This is a genomic window from Pseudochrobactrum mosebachae, from assembly GCF_048914685.1.
Classification (GTDB): domain Bacteria; phylum Pseudomonadota; class Alphaproteobacteria; order Rhizobiales; family Rhizobiaceae; genus Pseudochrobactrum.
In genome coordinates this window covers 358,811-374,981 of record NZ_CP128408.1, presented here as the reverse complement: position 1 = coordinate 374,981, position 16,171 = coordinate 358,811, and the positions used below count along the sequence as shown (strand labels likewise).

Sequence of the window (16,171 nt, the reverse complement as noted above, 5' to 3'; positions counted from 1 at the left end):
AACTTGATAGATATGACAATGCGAAAACTCTAAAATCTAGAGCGAGCGCTGCGATCCAATCTGCAGGTTACCCGCTCTAGCGCGGTCAAACCAATGCCAGCATTGCCCCGCGGTCAGCACATCAAAGCTTCTATCAGGCTCCGGCAGGCTCTCTGCACTTCCAGTTTTATAGCGCACGTTAACACCGGCAGATTGATCGAGCTGAGCCGCTTCATCAAGCAGGGTTTGAGCTGGGTCAATACCGGTAACGTTTAGATGCTTTTCAGCAAGACCACGGGCAACAGTGCCGGTTCCTGTGCCAATATCCAGCGCCACTTGCTGCGGGCGGATATAGTTGCATTTGATCAGGGCATCAAAAAACTCTGGCGGAAAACCCGCTCTGAAATTGCGGTAATCAGAAGCGGTCTTACCAAAATCAATGGTGTGGCCGAATGATTGTGTGGCTGCGATATCTTGTTTTCGGCTCATGATGCATAGCCCTTGCTACTCTGCGGCTTGTTTCGCCGCTGACATTAATTCGGCAACCATGTCTGTGGTCAGCGCATTGAAATGCGAGATTATGCGGCTTGGTTCAAAATGCGAAACATGCAGGTCTGTATAGCCGAAATCCACCGCAATCACCGGTATCCCCGCAGCTTTGGCCGCATCAATATCGGCGCGGCTGTCACCCACCATAACCGCTTGCAGCGGATTGCCGCCGGCAAGCTTGATTGTATCAGTGAGATGGCGTGGATCAGGCTTGCGGTAAGGAAAAGTGTCTTGTCCGCAGATTACAGCAAAACGCTGTGCTTCGCCCAGGCCTTCAAGTAGTTTCTTAGCACTGACTTCGAATTTATTTGTGCAGACAGCGAGTATGTATCCGGCTTGTTTGAGTGCGTCGAGGCAGGCAAGCACGCCGGGGTAAAAGGCAGAGCTGCCGGGCATATTGCCGTTATAATGCTCCATGAATAATTTGAACAATTTTTGCATCTGCTCGTCGCTCAGATGTTTGTTTTGTGCTTGATATGCCCGTTCAATCATGACCTTGGCGCCGGAACCGACAAATTTGCGTAAGGCGGCGGGATCAGCGGGAGTAAGACCACCGGCAATCAGGCAGTGATTGAGACTGTCGAGAAGGTCAGGCGCTGTATCAACCAGAGTGCCGTCGAGATCAAAAACCACGATTGGCTTGCCAGTCGGGGTTGAAGCGGTGGTGTGGACGGAAATATCTGACATATCTGACCCTTCGTACATATCCGGCTCCTGAAACTGAGCCTTGTAAATGAAATACGGCGCTGCATGCAGCATAATTTACCGTAAAACTCTCTTATAATCCGGTGAATTGATAGTCTTTTTCAGCAAATCGGCAAAATGATTATAATAATATATTTGCCGTGCGTTGCGCGCGTGCTACATGCGATACGGTATTAAGCTGGTTTCGCGCAATTTCTGCAGCAGGCGGGCTTTAAGAGGGGCATTGTTTGGGGCGAGATACCCTCAAACAATTAAGCAGTTTCTCACTGCACTGATAAAGGTACAGGAAGCAGTTTATGAGTTCGGTTGATCCGCGTCAGTTGAAAATTGCGGCTGCAGCACAAGCACTCACTTATGTTAAAAGTGGGATGAAGCTTGGCATCGGCACCGGCTCAACGGCTGAGGAATTTGTGCGTTTGCTTAGCGTTAAAGTGGCTGAAGGTTTTGAGATTATCGGTGTGCCGACCTCGGAACGCACAGCTGCCCTGTGCGAAGAGCTTGGCGTGCCGCTGACAACTTTGGAAGAAACACCGCATCTTGACCTCACTATTGATGGCGCTGATGAGGTGGACGGGCAATTGTCGCTTATTAAAGGTGGCGGCGGTGCTTTACTGCGTGAGAAAATTGTCGCTGCCGCATCTGATGCTATGATTGTGATTGCGGACGAATCAAAAGTGGTGGATGTGCTGGGGCGTTTTCCGCTGCCGGTTGAAGTAAACCGCTTTGGGTTGGCAGCAACCAAACGGGCAATAGAACAAGCGATTTCCGATCTCGGTCTTGAGGCGCCTTTGGCGCTGCGCATGAAAGATGATGCAATTTTCGTGACTGATGGCGGGCATTATATTCTGGATGCATCTTTTGGCCGCATTCCGGATACAAGAGCATTATCAGATGCACTCTTTGCCATACCGGGGGTGGTGGAGCATGGTTTGTTTATCGGGCTTGCCCGTACTGCAATCATTGCCGGCACATCAGGTATCCGCACTATTTCGTAGTTTTGGGTTCGTAATATCTGGCATCTCGTCAGGAAACATAAATAAAGCGCATGATAAATCGGGCGCAGTCTGAATAAAATAAAACGGAGTATTGACCATATGACCAAGGCAATTGGCTATCGCCGTCTTCTTGCGCCTGTCGTGGCGCTTACAGTGCTGGCAGGTGTCAATCTCGCGCAGGCTCAGGAGGCTTCGCAGTCTCATTTGGCTGCCGCGCGTGCTGCTATTGCAGCCATTGGCGCCACTGAACAGTTTGACGGTATTTTGCCGCGTGCTGCACAGGCGCTGAAAGCCGAGCTGATTCAGAAAGATCCTAATCTTGAAGCAATCATCACCAAAACGGTTGATGATAAGGCGATCGCACTTGCTGCACGCCGTTCAGATTTGGAAACTGAAGCTGCCCGCGCATATGCGAATTCTTTCACGGAAGATGAGCTCAAGGCAATCAGCACATTTTACACTTCAGAAGCTGGTAAGAAGCTGATTTCTGAAGGTCCGATTGTTACGCGTGAAGTGCTGAAGGCTGCTGAAGTCTGGCAGAACGGCGTTGCACGAGATCTGGCAACACAGACTGGCGAAGTCTTGTCTAAGGCTGCCGGAAGCGCAGCGCCCGCCGCAGAGTAAGTAGCGCAGCGCCCGCCGCAGAGTAAGTAGCGCAGCGCCCGCCGCAGAGTAAGTAGCGCAGCGCCCGCTGCAGAGTAAGTAGCGCAAAACCCGCTGCCAGGCAGGCAGATAGTTTGCTGAAAAGCAGATTTACGTTTGAAAAAAAGCCCGGCCTCAAAGCCGGGCTTTTTTGTCTGCATGACTGTGTGCGGCGTAAACCACACTGGCTTTCGCAGTGTGGTCTTGTTAAACGGATATGGAAAACTACATATTCTGCTGCAGTATAAAGGTTCAGATAAATGACCAGTTATGACTATGACCTGTTTGTGATCGGTGGCGGTTCCGGCGGTGTGCGTGCGGGGCGTCTTGCCGGAAGCATGGGAAAACGGGTCGGGCTGGCCGAAGAGTTCCGCATGGGCGGCACATGTGTGATTCGCGGTTGCGTACCGAAGAAGCTCTATGTGTATGCATCACAGTTTCCGGAGCATTTCAGCGATGCAGCCGGCTATGGCTGGACAGTTGGTGAGCGCAGTTTTGACTGGTCGCGCCTTGTCGCCAATAAAGAGGCTGAAATTACCCGCCTCGAAGGCTTGTATGCCAAGGGGCTGAATAGTGCGAAAACTGAAATCTTTGCCTCGCGCGCCGTTTTGAAAGATGCGCATACGATTGAGTTGACCGCTCTTGGTAAGACAGTGACCGCTGAAACCATTCTGATCGCAACCGGTGGCCGTCCGTTTATGGATGAGAGCATGCCCGGCCATGAATTATGCGTGAATTCCGATCAGGTTTTTGATCTGAAAAGCCTGCCAAAATCTATCGTCATTCAGGGCGGCGGTTATATTGCGGTTGAATTTGCCGGTATATTCAATGGATTGGGTGTTGAAACCACAATTGTCTATCGCGGTAAGCAATTGCTGTCGCGCTTTGACAGCGATTTGTTCACGCTTTTGAATGATGCGATGATTGAAAAAGGCATCCGCATTGTAACAGAAGCTAAAATTACTGCTGTGCATGAAGCTGAAGGCGAGCATAGCCTGAGTGTTTCTTTGAGCAATGGCGATGTGCTGGCCGCCGATCAGGTATTGCAGGCTATTGGCCGCGTGCCGAACACTAAGGGTCTTGGCCTTGAAGCGGCCGGTGTGGCGATGGCTGGCGATGGCTCCGTCGTAGTCGATGCTTATTCACACACCAATGTTGAAAATATCTGGGCAGTTGGCGATGTGACCAATCGCGTACAGCTCACACCGGTCGCCATTCACGAGTCAATGTGCTTCCTTGAAACTGCATTTAAGGGCAATGCGATGCGTCCGGATCATGAACTGATCCCGACCGCAGTGTTTTCGCAGCCTGAGATCGGCACGGTTGGCCTTTCAGAAGAAGATGCAGCCAAGCAATATACCAATGTTGAAGTGTATCGTGCGCATTTCCGCCCGATGCGTAACACGCTGGCAGGGCGTTCAGATAAGATGCTGACCAAGCTGGTGGTGGATGGTGACAGCCGCAAAGTTGTGGGTGCCCATGTGCTGGGGCCTGATGCCGGTGAAATGGCACAGCTGCTTGGTATTGCCTTGAAGGCGAGCGCGACTAAAGATGATTTCGACCGTACAATGGCACTGCATCCGTCAGCGGCTGAAGAATTTGTGACCATGTACAGCCCGAGCTACCGATTGGTGAATGGTGTGCGTGAAAGCTGATCTTAAAAAGTTTTGACAGTGAATTTAAGAAAAACCGGTAATCGTGATATTACCGGTTTTTTTGTCATAAAATTACAAGATTTCACTGTGATTTTGGCAAAAATGCCACGCTGCATGCTGAGGATGTAATTGCGGCTGGTTAATTGCTGTGGATTTGATTATATGTGTGATGTCGCTATGCAAACTATGCATGGGGACTGGGGATAATATTACTTAAAATCTGAAATAAAACAGGTGCTATAATGACGAAGAACTGGACACCGCAATCCTGGAGAAGCATGCCGATCAAGCAGGTGCCTTCTTATCCGGACGCGCAGGCTTTGGCCGATGTCGAGGCTCGTCTGCGTACATATCCGCCTTTGGTCTTTGCAGGGGAAGCGCGCAAGCTTACCAAGCAATTGGCTGAAGTGGCTGAAGGTCGCGCCTTCCTTTTACAGGGCGGCGATTGTGCAGAAAGCTTTGCGGAACATGGCGCGGACAATATCCGCGACTTTTTCCGCGTGTTTTTGCAAATGGCTGTTGTGCTGACCTATGGCGGCTCAAAGCCTGTGGTAAAAATTGGCCGTATCGCCGGTCAGTTTGCCAAGCCGCGCTCAAGTGACATGGAAACCATTAACGGTGTTGAACTGCCATCATATCGCGGTGATGTGATCAATGGTATCGAGTTCAATGAAGCATCGCGTATTCCGGATCCGAACCGTCAGGAAATGGTTTATCGCCAGTCAGCGGCAACGCTGAACCTGCTGCGCGCTTTTGCGCAAGGTGGCTATGCCAATCTGGAAAACGTACATAAATGGACACTCGGCTTTCTGAGCGACAGCCCGCAGAGTGAACGTTATGGCGCATTGGCAAACCGTATTTCCGAAACTATGGATTTCATGCGCTCAATCGGTATCACTGCAGAGAGCAATCATGCACTGCGTGAAACAGATTTTTATACCAGCCATGAAGCTTTGTTGCTTGGTTATGAAGAAGCACTGACCCGTGTGGATTCAACCTCGGGCGATTGGTATGGCACATCCGGCCATATGATGTGGATCGGTGATCGTACCCGTCAGCTTGATCATGCGCATATTGAATATTGTCGCGGTGTTAAAAACCCGATCGGTATGAAATGTGGCCCGTCGCTGGAAGCAGATGATCTCCTTCGTTTGATTGACAAGCTCAATCCGGAAAATGAAGCCGGCCGTCTGACCCTGATTGCCCGTTTTGGTTATGACAAGGTTGAAGAGCATCTGCCGCGTTTGATCCGCGCTGTGGAAAAAGAGGGCCGCAAAGTTGTGTGGTCCTGTGATCCGATGCATGGCAATACGATTACAGCTGCCGGTTACAAGACCCGTCCGTTTGATCGTATCCTCAAGGAAGTACAGAGCTTCTTTGAAGTGCATCAGGCTGAAGGTACCCATGCTGGCGGTATTCATATTGAAATGACCGGCAAGAATGTGACCGAATGCACCGGTGGTGCACGGGCGATTTCTGCAGAAGAATTGTCGGATCGTTACCACACGCATTGCGATCCGCGCCTCAATGCAGATCAAGCTTTGGAGCTGGCTTTTCTGGTGGCAGAGCTGCTCAAGAAAGACCGTGATTCACAACCTGAAAGACTTGCGGCAATCGCTTGATTTTTAACGCTTAACAATAATTAGAGCGGGCTAGGTTTAGCCCGCTTTATTTATAAATACAGGCTATTTTGAGGGCATCATGGAGCGCATTTTTAAGGCATTTATCAACTCTATGCGTGCACTCAACCATTTGGCGCGCCATGAAAAACCCGTGCAGCAGGAGCTGGTGCTGTTATTGCTTGCACTGCCTGCAGCATGGTTCGTGGCGGCTGATATCGCGGCATTTTTAATCCTGATCGGCGCGGTGCTGTTTTTGTTACTGGTTGAGATTATCAATACGTCGGTGGAAGCGGCTTGTAATGCTATCAGCCGTGATTTCAAAAAAGACATTCAGATTGCCAAAGATTGTGGTTCGCTTGCCGTGCTTATCGCCTCCGTCATGTGCGCAGCCGTGTGGATTTATCATCTTTGGCCATATGTGCTGACGCTGGTTTTTCCTGCCTGAATAAAGATATAGTTGAGTGTGACAGCGTCTTAACAGCGGCATGATTTAATGGGGAAACCAACGGCTTCGGGAGGAGCGGCAATGAGTGAGCATGTATTCAACGGGGCACAGATGCAGAATGTCCGCTATGATCATGCGGATATGGCCAATACGGAGTTTCATGGAGTAAACCTTGCAAATGCCCAGTTTTATGCCGTTTTGACCAAGGCTAAATTCACCGATACGAATTTGAGCGATGCAGCTTTTGATGATGTTAATCTCTCCGGCGCGCGTTTGAACAATGTGAATTTGTCCGGAATCTCAATTACCAATGCCAATCTGTCGAACCTCGTTATAACGGATGCTACATTGGCAAATGCAGAGATCAGCAATGCTGATCTGACTGGTATGCGGATAAACGGGGTTCTGGTGAGTGATCTGGTCAAAGCCTATGAGCAGACAAAAGCCTGAATACACAGCAGCTTTCGTACCTTTGCAAACTTGAATAACTGCGCTTGGATTCGTTGATCTGCCCCGTTTCTCATTGCAAGAAAATTGCAGCCGCGGTAATGCTTACTCATGAGCACAATAACCACATCTCCCGATAAATTACGTATCGCGCTTGCCCAGTTAAATCCGGTCATGGGTGATCTTCATGGTAATCTGGAAAAAGCCCGTGCGGCCCGTAAAATTGCGGCTGATAAACAAGCTGATCTGATCTTGTTTACGGAGCTGTTTATTTGCGGCTATCCGCCAGAAGATCTGGTGTCCAAACCGGCTTTTGTGCAGGCCTGTGAAAAGACGGTGCAGGAATTTGCCAAAGATACCGCTGATGGCGGCCCCGGTATTATCATCGGTACACCTTTGCAGCGTGCAAGCGGATTGCATAATGCGGTGATGGTGCTGGATGGCGGCAAGGTAATTGCCGAGCGTTTTAAGGTTGATTTACCCAATTATGGCGAGTTTGATGAGCAGCGTAATTTTCAGGCCGGTGAAATGCCGGGGCCGGTTAACTTTCGCGGTGTGCGTTTAGGCCTTCCGGTCTGCGAGGATATTTGGGGTGATCTCGGCGTGTGTGAAACACTGGCCGAGAGTGGCGCTGAAATTCTGCTGGTACCGAACGGCTCGCCCTATCACCGCGCTAAAATGGAAGTGCGCCATCAGGTGGCTGTGCGACAGGTTGTGGAAACCGGCTTGCCATTGGTCTATGTTAATCAGACCGGCGGGCAGGATGAGTTGCAATTTGATGGCGGGTCTTTTGTTATCAATGCCAATCATCATCTGGCTGTGCAATTGCCGCAATTTCAGGAGCTGGTATCGCTGACTGACTGGACGCGTACGCCTGAGGGCTGGGTGTGCGACGATGGTGAGCGCAACTGGTTGCCGGAAGGCGAAGAGGCAGATTATCTGGCCTGTATGCATGGCCTGCGGGATTATGTGAATAAAAACGGCTTTAAAAGCATTGTGCTTGGGCTTTCCGGCGGTCTTGATTCCGCTATTTGTGCTGCGCTTGCTGTAGATGCGCTGGGCAAAGATCGTGTGCATGCAGTGATGCTGCCTTATCGATATACAACCGATATTTCGCTTAAAGATGCCAAGGATTGCGCGCAGGCTCTGGGCTGCCGCTATGATATCGTGCCGATTGAAGCGCCTGTTGTGGGCTTTTTGAATGTGCTGGAGCCGATGTTCAAAGACACGGAAAGCGGCGTGACGGAAGAAAATCTGCAAAGCCGTGCCCGTGGCGTTATTCTGATGGCGATTTCTAACAAGTTTGGCTCCATGGTGGTTACCACCGGCAATAAGTCCGAAATGGCTGTTGGTTATGCCACGCTCTATGGCGATATGAATGGCGGGTTCAACCCGATCAAAGACCTCTACAAGATGCAGGTCTATGCCTTGGCTGACTGGCGCAATCATCACCTGCCTGAAGGTGCGTTGGGGCCAGAAGGCGAGGTGGTGCCGCAAAACATCATCGATAAAGCGCCGAGCGCTGAATTGCGCGATAAGCAGACCGATCAGGATTCGCTGCCGCCATATCCAGTGCTGGATGCGGTTCTGGAGGCGCTGGTTGAGCAGGAGAAGAGCGTGGATGAGATCGTGGCGCTGGGCTATGACCGCGCCGTGGTCGAACGCGTTGAGCATCTGTTGTATATTGCTGAATATAAGCGCCGCCAATCGGCGCCGGGCGTAAAAATCACCACCAAAAATTTTGGCCGCGACCGACGTTACCCGATTACCAACCGGTTTCGCGACCGCTCCTGAAATCAGACTACTGAACTACAGATAAAGAAGAATATAATTATGACTGTAACAGTTCGTTTTGCGCCGTCTCCGACCGGCTATATCCATATCGGCAATGCGCGTCCGGCGCTGTATAACTGGTTGTTCGCGCTTAAAAATAACGGCACTTTTATTCTGCGTTATGACGATACCGATGTGGAGCGCTCGAAAACTGAATATGCTGAGGCAATTGCCCGTGATATTGACTGGCTGGGCATTAAACCTTCGCGGGTTGAATATCAGTCAAAGCGTTTTGCGGTTTATGATGCGGCTGTTGAAAAGCTGAAAGCCGCCGGCCTGCTTTATGCTTGTTATGAGACCGCTGAAGAGCTGGATTTGCGCCGTAAACTGCGTCTCACCCGCAAGCTGCCGCCGGTTTATGCCCGTGATGCGCTGAAGCTGACAGCGGAACAAAAAGCGGCCTTTGAGGCCGAAGGCCGCAAACCCCATTGGCGTTTTCTGCTGCCAAACTTCACCAGCACTCCCTTTGAAACGCAGCGTACCGAAGTCCATTGGGATGATCTGGTGCGCGGGCCGCAAACGGTTGATCTGGCCTCAATGTCTGATCCGGTGCTTGTGCGTGAAGATGGTACCTATCTCTACACTTTACCATCTGTTGTTGATGATATTGATATGGGGATCACCCATATCATTCGCGGTGATGACCATGTTACCAATACTGGCGCACAAATCGCGATTTTCAAAGCATTGAGCGATGTTGTTCCGGTGTTCGGCCATCATAATCTGCTGACCACCACCAGCGGTGAGGGGCTTTCAAAACGCTCCGGCGCTTTGTCTGTCGGTAGTCTGCGTGATGCAGGCGTTGAGCCAATGGCAGTGGCATCACTGGCAGTGCTGACCGGCACATCGGACAATGTGGAGCCGGTACCAACAATGGCCGAGCTGGCTGCACGATATGAGCCGTCACATGCTTCAAAGTCCAATGCCAAATTTGACCCTGCTGATCTGACCGGTCTCAACCGTGCGCTGATCAACCATCTGGATTTTGCCGATGTTGCTGAGCGCCTTGCAGTACTGGGTATCAGCGGCGACAAAGCGGCAGATTTCTGGGCAACTGTGCGTGGTAATATTGATCATGTGCAGGATGCGCTTGGCTGGTGGGAGGTTGTTAATCGCACCGAGCCTTTTGCTGACGCGGTAGCAGATGAGGATAAGGCGTTTATCGCTGAAGCCTTTGATCTGTTGCCACCCGCACCTTGGGGCAGCGATGTGTGGAAGCTCTGGACAGATGCGGTGAAAACCGCGACGGGGCGTAAAGGCAAGGGTTTGTTCATGCCCCTACGACTGGCATTGACCGGTGTGGGCTCGGGTCCCGAGCTCGCTGATTTGTTGCCGCTTATTGGGCGGGATAATACGCTGGCCCGACGCGTCTGATCGTTTGATCCGGTATATAATCGACCGGCTCTGAAAGAGCAGATTTTGAAGATATTGGCGGCGGAGAATTCTCTGCCGCTTTTTCTGTTTGCATATTGGGCGTTGGTGGTGTGGAAAACAGCGGATTATAGGAAATAACGGCTTTGATCGGTATTCTTTCTTGCGGCTCACTCATTTTCGGGGTGACTTGAATGATGGCAGGCTGTTGCAAAACCACCTGCTGTACCGGCTTTTGCTTGTTATAATTCTGCTGAATGCGCTTGCGCACTTTGGCGGGGGAAACCTGCCGGTTCTTTTGTATCAATTGCTCAAGACTTTGCGGGTTACGGCAATTAGATTGATGCATATCCTTATAAATTGCATGTTTTATCCGTCTTTGTTTTGGTGTCGCCGCCTGATGCGATATTTGTTGCAGCGCTGATTCCAGACGCTTTTGAGCCCCGCGAATATAATTGCATTGCTCTGAGACCGAGCCTTTACTGAAAATGCCGTCATGACAGGAAAAGCGTTTTGCATCACTATTCGCCTGATGTTGCATATGCATGATCTGACGTGCACGTGCGCTCTGGCGGGCATTGAGCGCAATTTTATAATCTGTTGCCCGCAAATGCTGTTCATAGAGATTACACAGGTGGTTTGCGCTGTTTGTTTGCGCCCAAGCCGGAGCAGTGCAGAGTAAAGCGCAGATTAAAAATAATAATTTAACTTCATTCGAAATATGAAAATAAGATGATTGAATATTTAAATTTGAAAACATAACAACTCCGATCAAAAATTAATAAAATCTATGACCAAACTATGAATATTGTTGGTAAATTACTCGTAAATTGTTGATTTAAAATAATAATTGTAACTTGAGTATATTTGTTTGTGACCTGCGTTTAAAATATATCACTCAAGCGAAAAACGCCGCACATCCTGATGGATATGCGGCGTTTAATTATTTTATTGATAGCTTGTTTTCAGTCAGATTACACTGAACTGCGCTGGGAAGCCTCAACCACAGCCAGTGCTGTCATATTGACAATACCGCGCGATGTAACCGATGGCGTAAGAATATGCGCAGGACGTGCTGCACCCAGCAGGATCGGGCCCACATGCAATGCTTCGGTGACTGTTTTCAGCACATTCATCGTGATATTGGCAGCATCCAGATTAGGGAAAACCAGCAGATTGGCTTCACCCTTCAGGCGTGAATTCGGGAAAACGCGGTCACGCTGGATTTGCGACAAAGCCGCATCACCATGCATTTCGCCGTCCACTTCCAGATCAGGAAATCTCTCCTGCAAAATTGAGCATGCTTCACGCATTTTTTCTGCGCTTTTCGAGATACGTGAACCAAAATTGGAATGTGAAAGCAGCGCGGCTTTGGGCTCGATCCCGAAACGACGGATTTCTTTTGCCGCCAGAATGGTCATTTCAGCAATTTCTTCTGCGCTCGGATCAACATTCACATAGGTGTCAGTGAAGAACAGCGTTCCGCGCGTGGAAATCAGCAGGCTGAGCGTTGAAAGATCATGCAGACCCGGCTGCACACCAAGTATCTGCTTTACCAGCGTCAGATGGCGTTCAAAACGGCCTTCTAAGCCGCAGATCATCGCATCGGCTTCATTGCGCACTATTGCCAGTGCTGCAATCACAGTCGGGTTGGTACGCACCACAGAACGTGCGGCTTCCGGTGTCATGCCCTGACGACCAGTGAGCTTATGCATCAGCTCCACATAGTCGCGGTAGCGCGGGTCATCTTCCGGATTGATGATGTCAAAATCAACGCCGGGCTTGATTTTCAAAGCATAGCGCTTCAGGCGTGTTTCAATCACATTCGGACGGCCGATCAGTGTCGGAATGGCAATGCCTTCTTCCAGCACTACCTGTGCCGCACGCAGCACCCGCTCATCTTCACCATTGGCATAGATAACGCGCTTCATCGAGGCCGAGCGGGCAGCCGCAAATACCGGCTTCATGATCAGACCGGAGCGGAATACAAAGCGGTTAAGCTTGTCGATATAGGCTTCCATATCGGCAATCGGGCGTTCGGCCACGCCGGTATCCATCGCAGCCTGTGCCACAGCCGGAGCAATACGCAGGATAAGACGAGGATCAAACGGCGACGGGATAACGTAGTTCGGACCAAAAACCGGTGTGTCACCGGAATAGGCTCGCGCTGCCACATCGGAAGGCTCTTCACGGGCAAGACCGGCAATGGCTTTCACCGCTGCCATTTTCATTTCTTCATTGATCGCTGTCGCACCAACATCAAGCGCACCGCGGAAAATATAAGGGAAGCAGAGAACATTATTAACCTGGTTCGGGAAATCCGAGCGACCTGTGCAGATAATCGCATCTTGACGCACTGCGCGCGCTTCTTCCGGCATAATTTCCGGCTTAGGATTAGCCAGCGCCATAATCAGCGGGGCAGGTGCCATCTTGGCAACCATTTCAGGCTTCAATACACCGGCAGCAGAAACGCCGAGAAACACGTCTGCGCCTTCAATAATATCGTTCAGCGTGCGGGCATCCGTATCCTGCGCATAGATTTCCTTCCAGCGGTCCATCAGCTCATTACGGCCTTTATAGACAACGCCTTCCAGATCACTCACCCAGATGTTCTTATATTGCGCGCCAAGGCTCACCAGAAGATTTAGACAGGCAAGCGCTGCAGCTCCGGCACCCGATACAGCAATTTTAGCCTGAGCAATCTCTTTACCGGCAAGTTCAAGACCGTTCATCACCGCAGCGGCCACAATAATGGCAGTGCCGTGCTGGTCATCATGGAAAACCGGAATATTCATTTTAGCGCGAAGCTGTTCTTCAACCTCGAAACATTCCGGTGCTTTAATATCTTCCAGATTGATGCCGCCGAATGTCGGTTCCAGTGCTGAAATCACATCAACCATGTGGTTGACTTCAAGTGAGTCGATTTCAATGTCGAATACATCAATATCGGCAAACTTTTTAAACAGAACGGCTTTGCCTTCCATAACCGGCTTGGATGCCAGCGGGCCGATATTTCCAAGACCGAGCACAGCGGTACCATTGGAAATTACAGCAACCAGATTGGCGCGTGCGGTATATTCAGCAGCCATTGCCGGGTTGTCACGGATCGCAAGGCAAGGCGCTGCAACGCCAGGCGAATAGGCAAGCGCCAGATCACGCTGGTTACCAAGGGTTTTGGTCGGCTGAATTTCCAGCTTACCTGGCTTTGGCGAGCGGTGATAAAACAGCGCTGCTTCATCAAAATCAGAAAATTTACTGTCAGCGCCGTTTACCTGAGCAGTGTCAGACTTGTTTGTGTCGTTGGAGTTTTTTTTAGTCATATATAATTGTCCAGTCAGACGAATGGGGCAGTCATCCCCGTGACAGTCAGCACATGAGCGTGAGCGGGAGGTATCTCAGATCATGCGTACTATTTGATAAGAATAAGGTCGTATATGGGATATTCTTACAAGTTACAAATTTTAGCGCAGTTACCCCCACAGTTCCGCTAGGGGCGGCGAAACTGTGGTGCCGTCATAATGCAATGCCGGTTCACGGTCTTTTGCCAGCAGCAGCGGGCCGTCAAGATCAATAAAATCAGCATCTTGCCCGACCATCAGGGCAGGCGCCATAGCAAGCGACGAGCCAACCATGCAGCCGACCATCACTTTTAAGCCTAAAATGCGCGCTTTGTCGCGCATGATCAGGGCTTCCGTCAGGCCGCCGGTTTTGTCGAGCTTGATATTAACCGCATCATAGCGGTCTGTGAGCTTTTCAAGACCTTCAGATGTATGAGCGCTTTCGTCGGCGCATACCGGCACAGGGCGCTGCGCATGCAAAAGATAGCTATCATCAGACGAGGGCAGTGGCTGTTCAATCAGCGCAATCGCGCAACTGGCCGCGACACCCATGTTTTCATCAAAATTCTGGGCATTCCAGCCTTCATTGGCATCCAGAATAATCTGCGCCTCAGGAGCCGCTCCACGCACAGCGCGGATACGTGCACTATCATTATCACCCCCGATTTTAACCTTGATCAGCGGGTGATGCGCAAGCTTTGCAGTGGCAGCCGCCATAAGCTCAGGGGTATCAATGGAAACCGTAATGGCGGTAATCAGCGGGCGCGCTGTAAGTTTGAGCAGGCTGGCAACACTGCTACCAGCTTGTTTGGCTTGCAAATCCCACAATGCACAATCAACGGCATTGCGAGCGGCGCCGGCTGGCATCATATTTTGCAGCTTTAAACGCAGTTCTTCCGCAGAGCCGCCTGTGTTGAGAAGCGATGCAACCGCACGGATTTGTTCGCTTACTGATTCGATGCTTTCGCCAAATCGGGCATAGGGCACACATTCGCCGCGACCGGTGAAAATACCGTCACTCAATTCACACACCACAATAACTGCTTCTGTTTTAGAGCCGCGTGAGATTGTAAATTTCCCCGCAATCGGGTAGCGCTCAATAAGCAGATTTAGATTATATTGCATTGGTACTGTCCATAATTACAAGAATTTGTGAATTATACGGGTTTGCAGAGAGTCAGCTTGCATAGATATGCTGCTTATCGGGAGAGAGCCGGTAAAATTGTTGGAACCGGATAGGCACTATAACGTTGCTTGATGAGGTAATACCACACGATGCCAGATTCAAAATCAGATCACCGGCTGAGAGTTAAATCATGGATGACGCATGTTGACTGATAAAACGGCTAACACAAGTAGCAGTTCCGTGTCCGCGCCTGAAATCGCTCTGGCCTCGGATGATAATGGTGCCGTGGTCTCGCTCTCCGGCCGCTGGACATCGCTCAGTGTGGCGCGTGTTGATAATCAGATGCGTAAGCTTGAAACCGGCCTTGCCGGCAGTTTGCAGGCACAAAATGTCGAGCTGGATATGGCAGGCATATCCGGTCTTGATACCGCCGGCGCATGGTTGATCGAGCGATTGCGGCTGGCACTTAGCAAGCAGCAGATTTCTGTGCATATTCAAAATATCCGTCCGAGCTGGGCACCGCTATTGCAAGAGGTTGGTGCCGCTGTTGAGCGTTATCAGCTGCCGGAAAAAACTGTCCGTCCGTTTTTTGTTACAGCGCTGCTTGATAAGCTTGGTCGCTTTATGATGTCCGCATGGGACGATTTTCTGATGGCCATGCATATTCTGGGCGCTACAATCCGTGGCTCGCAGATGAAGTCCGGCCGGGGCACCGGCATCAGCTATGCCGCGATTGTTAATCAGATCGACCGTATGGGCGTTGGTGCCATTCCGGTTGTTTTGCTGATGTCGACAATCATCGGTGCGATTATTGCCCAGCAGGGTGCGTTCCAGCTGCGCTATTTTGGTGCGGAGATTTTTGTTGTCGATCTGGTCGGTATTCTGGTGCTGCGTGAAATCGGGGTGCTGTTGACAGCGATCATGATTGCCGGGCGATCCGGCAGTGCGATCACCGCCGAAATCGGCTCAATGAAAATGCGCGAGGAAACGGATGCTCTGACTGTGATGGGGCTCAATCCGGTTGGAGTGCTGGTGTTTCCTCGTCTGGTCGCGCTGGTCATTATTCTGCCGCTGCTGACAATTATTGCCGATCTGTCTGCGCTGGTTGGTGCGGGTATTATTGCTTGGACCTATTCGGGTATTCCGCCGGAAGCTTTTCTGAGCCGTTTACGTGAGGCGATTGTTACCTCTACCTATCTGGCCGGATTGATCAAAGCCCCGTTCATGGCAATGATTATCGGTATTATGGCCTCAGTAGAGGGCATGAAGGTTAAAGGCAGCGCGGAATCACTGGGACGGCGGGTGACATCTTCGGTGGTGAAATCGATTTTTGTAGTGATCGTCGTGGATGGTATGTTCGCGATATTCTACGCATCAATCAATTTCTAATTTTATACATCAGCGCTTAATCAGCAGGGATGTAAAAGCAGTTTGAGGAAAAGTGGGAACCGGTTTTCCGTCCGA

The 16,171-nt window shown here is 50.6% G+C and carries 14 protein-coding genes; 9 read left to right on the top strand and 5 right to left on the bottom strand.

The features are described 5' to 3' along the window. Window positions 1-36 precede the first annotated feature (36 nt). Together MP213Fo_RS01680 and gph are read right to left on the bottom strand one after the other, a co-directional pair. Window positions 37-468: a class I SAM-dependent methyltransferase gene (locus MP213Fo_RS01680; RefSeq protein WP_421089972.1), complete on the bottom strand. Its 432-nt coding sequence runs from the start codon at window positions 466-468 to the stop codon at window positions 37-39. Between the two features lie 15 nt (window positions 469-483). Further along, a complete protein-coding gene (gph, locus tag MP213Fo_RS01675) occupies window positions 484-1,215 on the bottom strand; it encodes a phosphoglycolate phosphatase (RefSeq protein ID WP_421090967.1) in 732 nt (243 codons plus the stop codon). 314 nt (window positions 1,216-1,529) lie between these two features. On the opposite strand from gph, the gene rpiA reads away from it, so the two are divergent. The 8 genes from rpiA (at window position 1,530) to gltX (ending at window position 10,246) form a co-directional block, all read left to right on the top strand. After that, the gene (gene rpiA, locus MP213Fo_RS01670; RefSeq protein ID WP_421089971.1) at window positions 1,530-2,228 is read left to right on the top strand and encodes a ribose-5-phosphate isomerase RpiA; all 699 of its coding nucleotides are present in this window, start codon (window positions 1,530-1,532) and stop codon (window positions 2,226-2,228) included. A gap of 99 nt (window positions 2,229-2,327) precedes the next feature. Next, window positions 2,328-2,852, top strand: a complete 525-nt coding sequence (locus MP213Fo_RS01665; protein WP_421089970.1) for a DUF2059 domain-containing protein — start codon at window positions 2,328-2,330, stop codon at window positions 2,850-2,852. Between the two features lie 278 nt (window positions 2,853-3,130). Beyond that, the gene (gene gor, locus MP213Fo_RS01660; protein ID WP_421089969.1) at window positions 3,131-4,525 is read left to right on the top strand and encodes a glutathione-disulfide reductase; all 1,395 of its coding nucleotides are present in this window, start codon (window positions 3,131-3,133) and stop codon (window positions 4,523-4,525) included. Between the two features lie 242 nt (window positions 4,526-4,767). After that, window positions 4,768-6,147, top strand: a complete 1,380-nt coding sequence (locus MP213Fo_RS01655; protein ID WP_421089968.1) for a class II 3-deoxy-7-phosphoheptulonate synthase — start codon at window positions 4,768-4,770, stop codon at window positions 6,145-6,147. Between the two features lie 79 nt (window positions 6,148-6,226). Further along, on the top strand, window positions 6,227-6,592 hold the full coding sequence (locus MP213Fo_RS01650; RefSeq protein ID WP_421089967.1) for a diacylglycerol kinase: 366 nt from the start codon (window positions 6,227-6,229) through the stop codon (window positions 6,590-6,592). A gap of 81 nt (window positions 6,593-6,673) precedes the next feature. Further along, window positions 6,674-7,042, top strand: coding sequence for a pentapeptide repeat-containing protein (locus MP213Fo_RS01645; protein ID WP_421089966.1), 369 nt, complete (start codon window positions 6,674-6,676; stop codon window positions 7,040-7,042). Window positions 7,043-7,150: 108 nt separating this feature from the next. Further along, a complete protein-coding gene (locus MP213Fo_RS01640) occupies window positions 7,151-8,833 on the top strand; it encodes an NAD+ synthase (protein ID WP_421089965.1) in 1,683 nt (560 codons plus the stop codon). A 39-nt stretch (window positions 8,834-8,872) separates the two neighbouring features. Beyond that, window positions 8,873-10,246 carry a glutamate--tRNA ligase gene (gene gltX, locus MP213Fo_RS01635; protein ID WP_421089964.1) on the top strand — a complete coding sequence of 458 codons (1,374 nt, stop codon included), beginning with the start codon at window positions 8,873-8,875 and terminating at the stop codon, window positions 10,244-10,246. Here gltX and MP213Fo_RS01630 read toward each other — a convergent pair. The 3 genes from MP213Fo_RS01630 to dgcA form a co-directional block, all read right to left on the bottom strand. After that, complete coding sequence (locus MP213Fo_RS01630) at window positions 10,209-11,003, bottom strand: hypothetical protein (RefSeq protein ID WP_421089963.1); 795 nt, start codon at window positions 11,001-11,003, stop codon at window positions 10,209-10,211. The genes gltX and MP213Fo_RS01630 overlap by 38 nt on opposite strands. A 214-nt stretch (window positions 11,004-11,217) precedes the next feature. Beyond that, on the bottom strand, window positions 11,218-13,563 hold the full coding sequence (locus MP213Fo_RS01625) for an NADP-dependent malic enzyme (protein ID WP_421089962.1): 2,346 nt from the start codon (window positions 13,561-13,563) through the stop codon (window positions 11,218-11,220). Window positions 13,564-13,713: 150 nt separating this feature from the next. Then, window positions 13,714-14,706: an N-acetyl-D-Glu racemase DgcA gene (dgcA, locus tag MP213Fo_RS01620; protein WP_421089961.1), complete on the bottom strand. Its 993-nt coding sequence runs from the start codon at window positions 14,704-14,706 to the stop codon at window positions 13,714-13,716. Window positions 14,707-14,908: 202 nt separating this feature from the next. On the opposite strand from dgcA, the gene MP213Fo_RS01615 reads away from it, so the two are divergent. After that, window positions 14,909-16,096 carry an MlaE family lipid ABC transporter permease subunit gene (locus MP213Fo_RS01615; RefSeq protein WP_421089960.1) on the top strand — a complete coding sequence of 396 codons (1,188 nt, stop codon included), beginning with the start codon at window positions 14,909-14,911 and terminating at the stop codon, window positions 16,094-16,096. The last annotated feature ends 75 nt before the right edge of the window (window positions 16,097-16,171 follow it).

Excerpts from the sequence above, each read along its gene's own strand:
- gor (WP_421089969.1), top strand. The coding sequence starts at position 3,131 with ATGACCAGTTATGACTATGACCTGTTTGTGATCGGTGGCGGTTCCGGC.
- MP213Fo_RS01615 (WP_421089960.1), top strand. The coding sequence starts at position 14,909 with ATGTTGACTGATAAAACGGCTAACACAAGTAGCAGTTCCGTGTCCGCG.
- MP213Fo_RS01645 (WP_421089966.1), top strand. The coding sequence starts at position 6,674 with ATGAGTGAGCATGTATTCAACGGGGCACAGATGCAGAATGTCCGCTAT.
- gph (WP_421090967.1), bottom strand. The coding sequence starts at position 1,215 with ATGTCAGATATTTCCGTCCACACCACCGCTTCAACCCCGACTGGCAAG.
- MP213Fo_RS01630 (WP_421089963.1), bottom strand. The coding sequence starts at position 11,003 with ATGTTTTCAAATTTAAATATTCAATCATCTTATTTTCATATTTCGAAT.
- MP213Fo_RS01665 (WP_421089970.1), top strand. The coding sequence starts at position 2,328 with ATGACCAAGGCAATTGGCTATCGCCGTCTTCTTGCGCCTGTCGTGGCG.
- MP213Fo_RS01680 (WP_421089972.1), bottom strand. The coding sequence starts at position 468 with ATGAGCCGAAAACAAGATATCGCAGCCACACAATCATTCGGCCACACC.
- gltX (WP_421089964.1), top strand. The coding sequence starts at position 8,873 with ATGACTGTAACAGTTCGTTTTGCGCCGTCTCCGACCGGCTATATCCAT.
- MP213Fo_RS01655 (WP_421089968.1), top strand. The coding sequence starts at position 4,768 with ATGACGAAGAACTGGACACCGCAATCCTGGAGAAGCATGCCGATCAAG.
- dgcA (WP_421089961.1), bottom strand. The coding sequence starts at position 14,706 with ATGCAATATAATCTAAATCTGCTTATTGAGCGCTACCCGATTGCGGGG.
- MP213Fo_RS01625 (WP_421089962.1), bottom strand. The coding sequence starts at position 13,563 with ATGACTAAAAAAAACTCCAACGACACAAACAAGTCTGACACTGCTCAG.
- MP213Fo_RS01650 (WP_421089967.1), top strand. The coding sequence starts at position 6,227 with ATGGAGCGCATTTTTAAGGCATTTATCAACTCTATGCGTGCACTCAAC.
- MP213Fo_RS01640 (WP_421089965.1), top strand. The coding sequence starts at position 7,151 with ATGAGCACAATAACCACATCTCCCGATAAATTACGTATCGCGCTTGCC.
- rpiA (WP_421089971.1), top strand. The coding sequence starts at position 1,530 with ATGAGTTCGGTTGATCCGCGTCAGTTGAAAATTGCGGCTGCAGCACAA.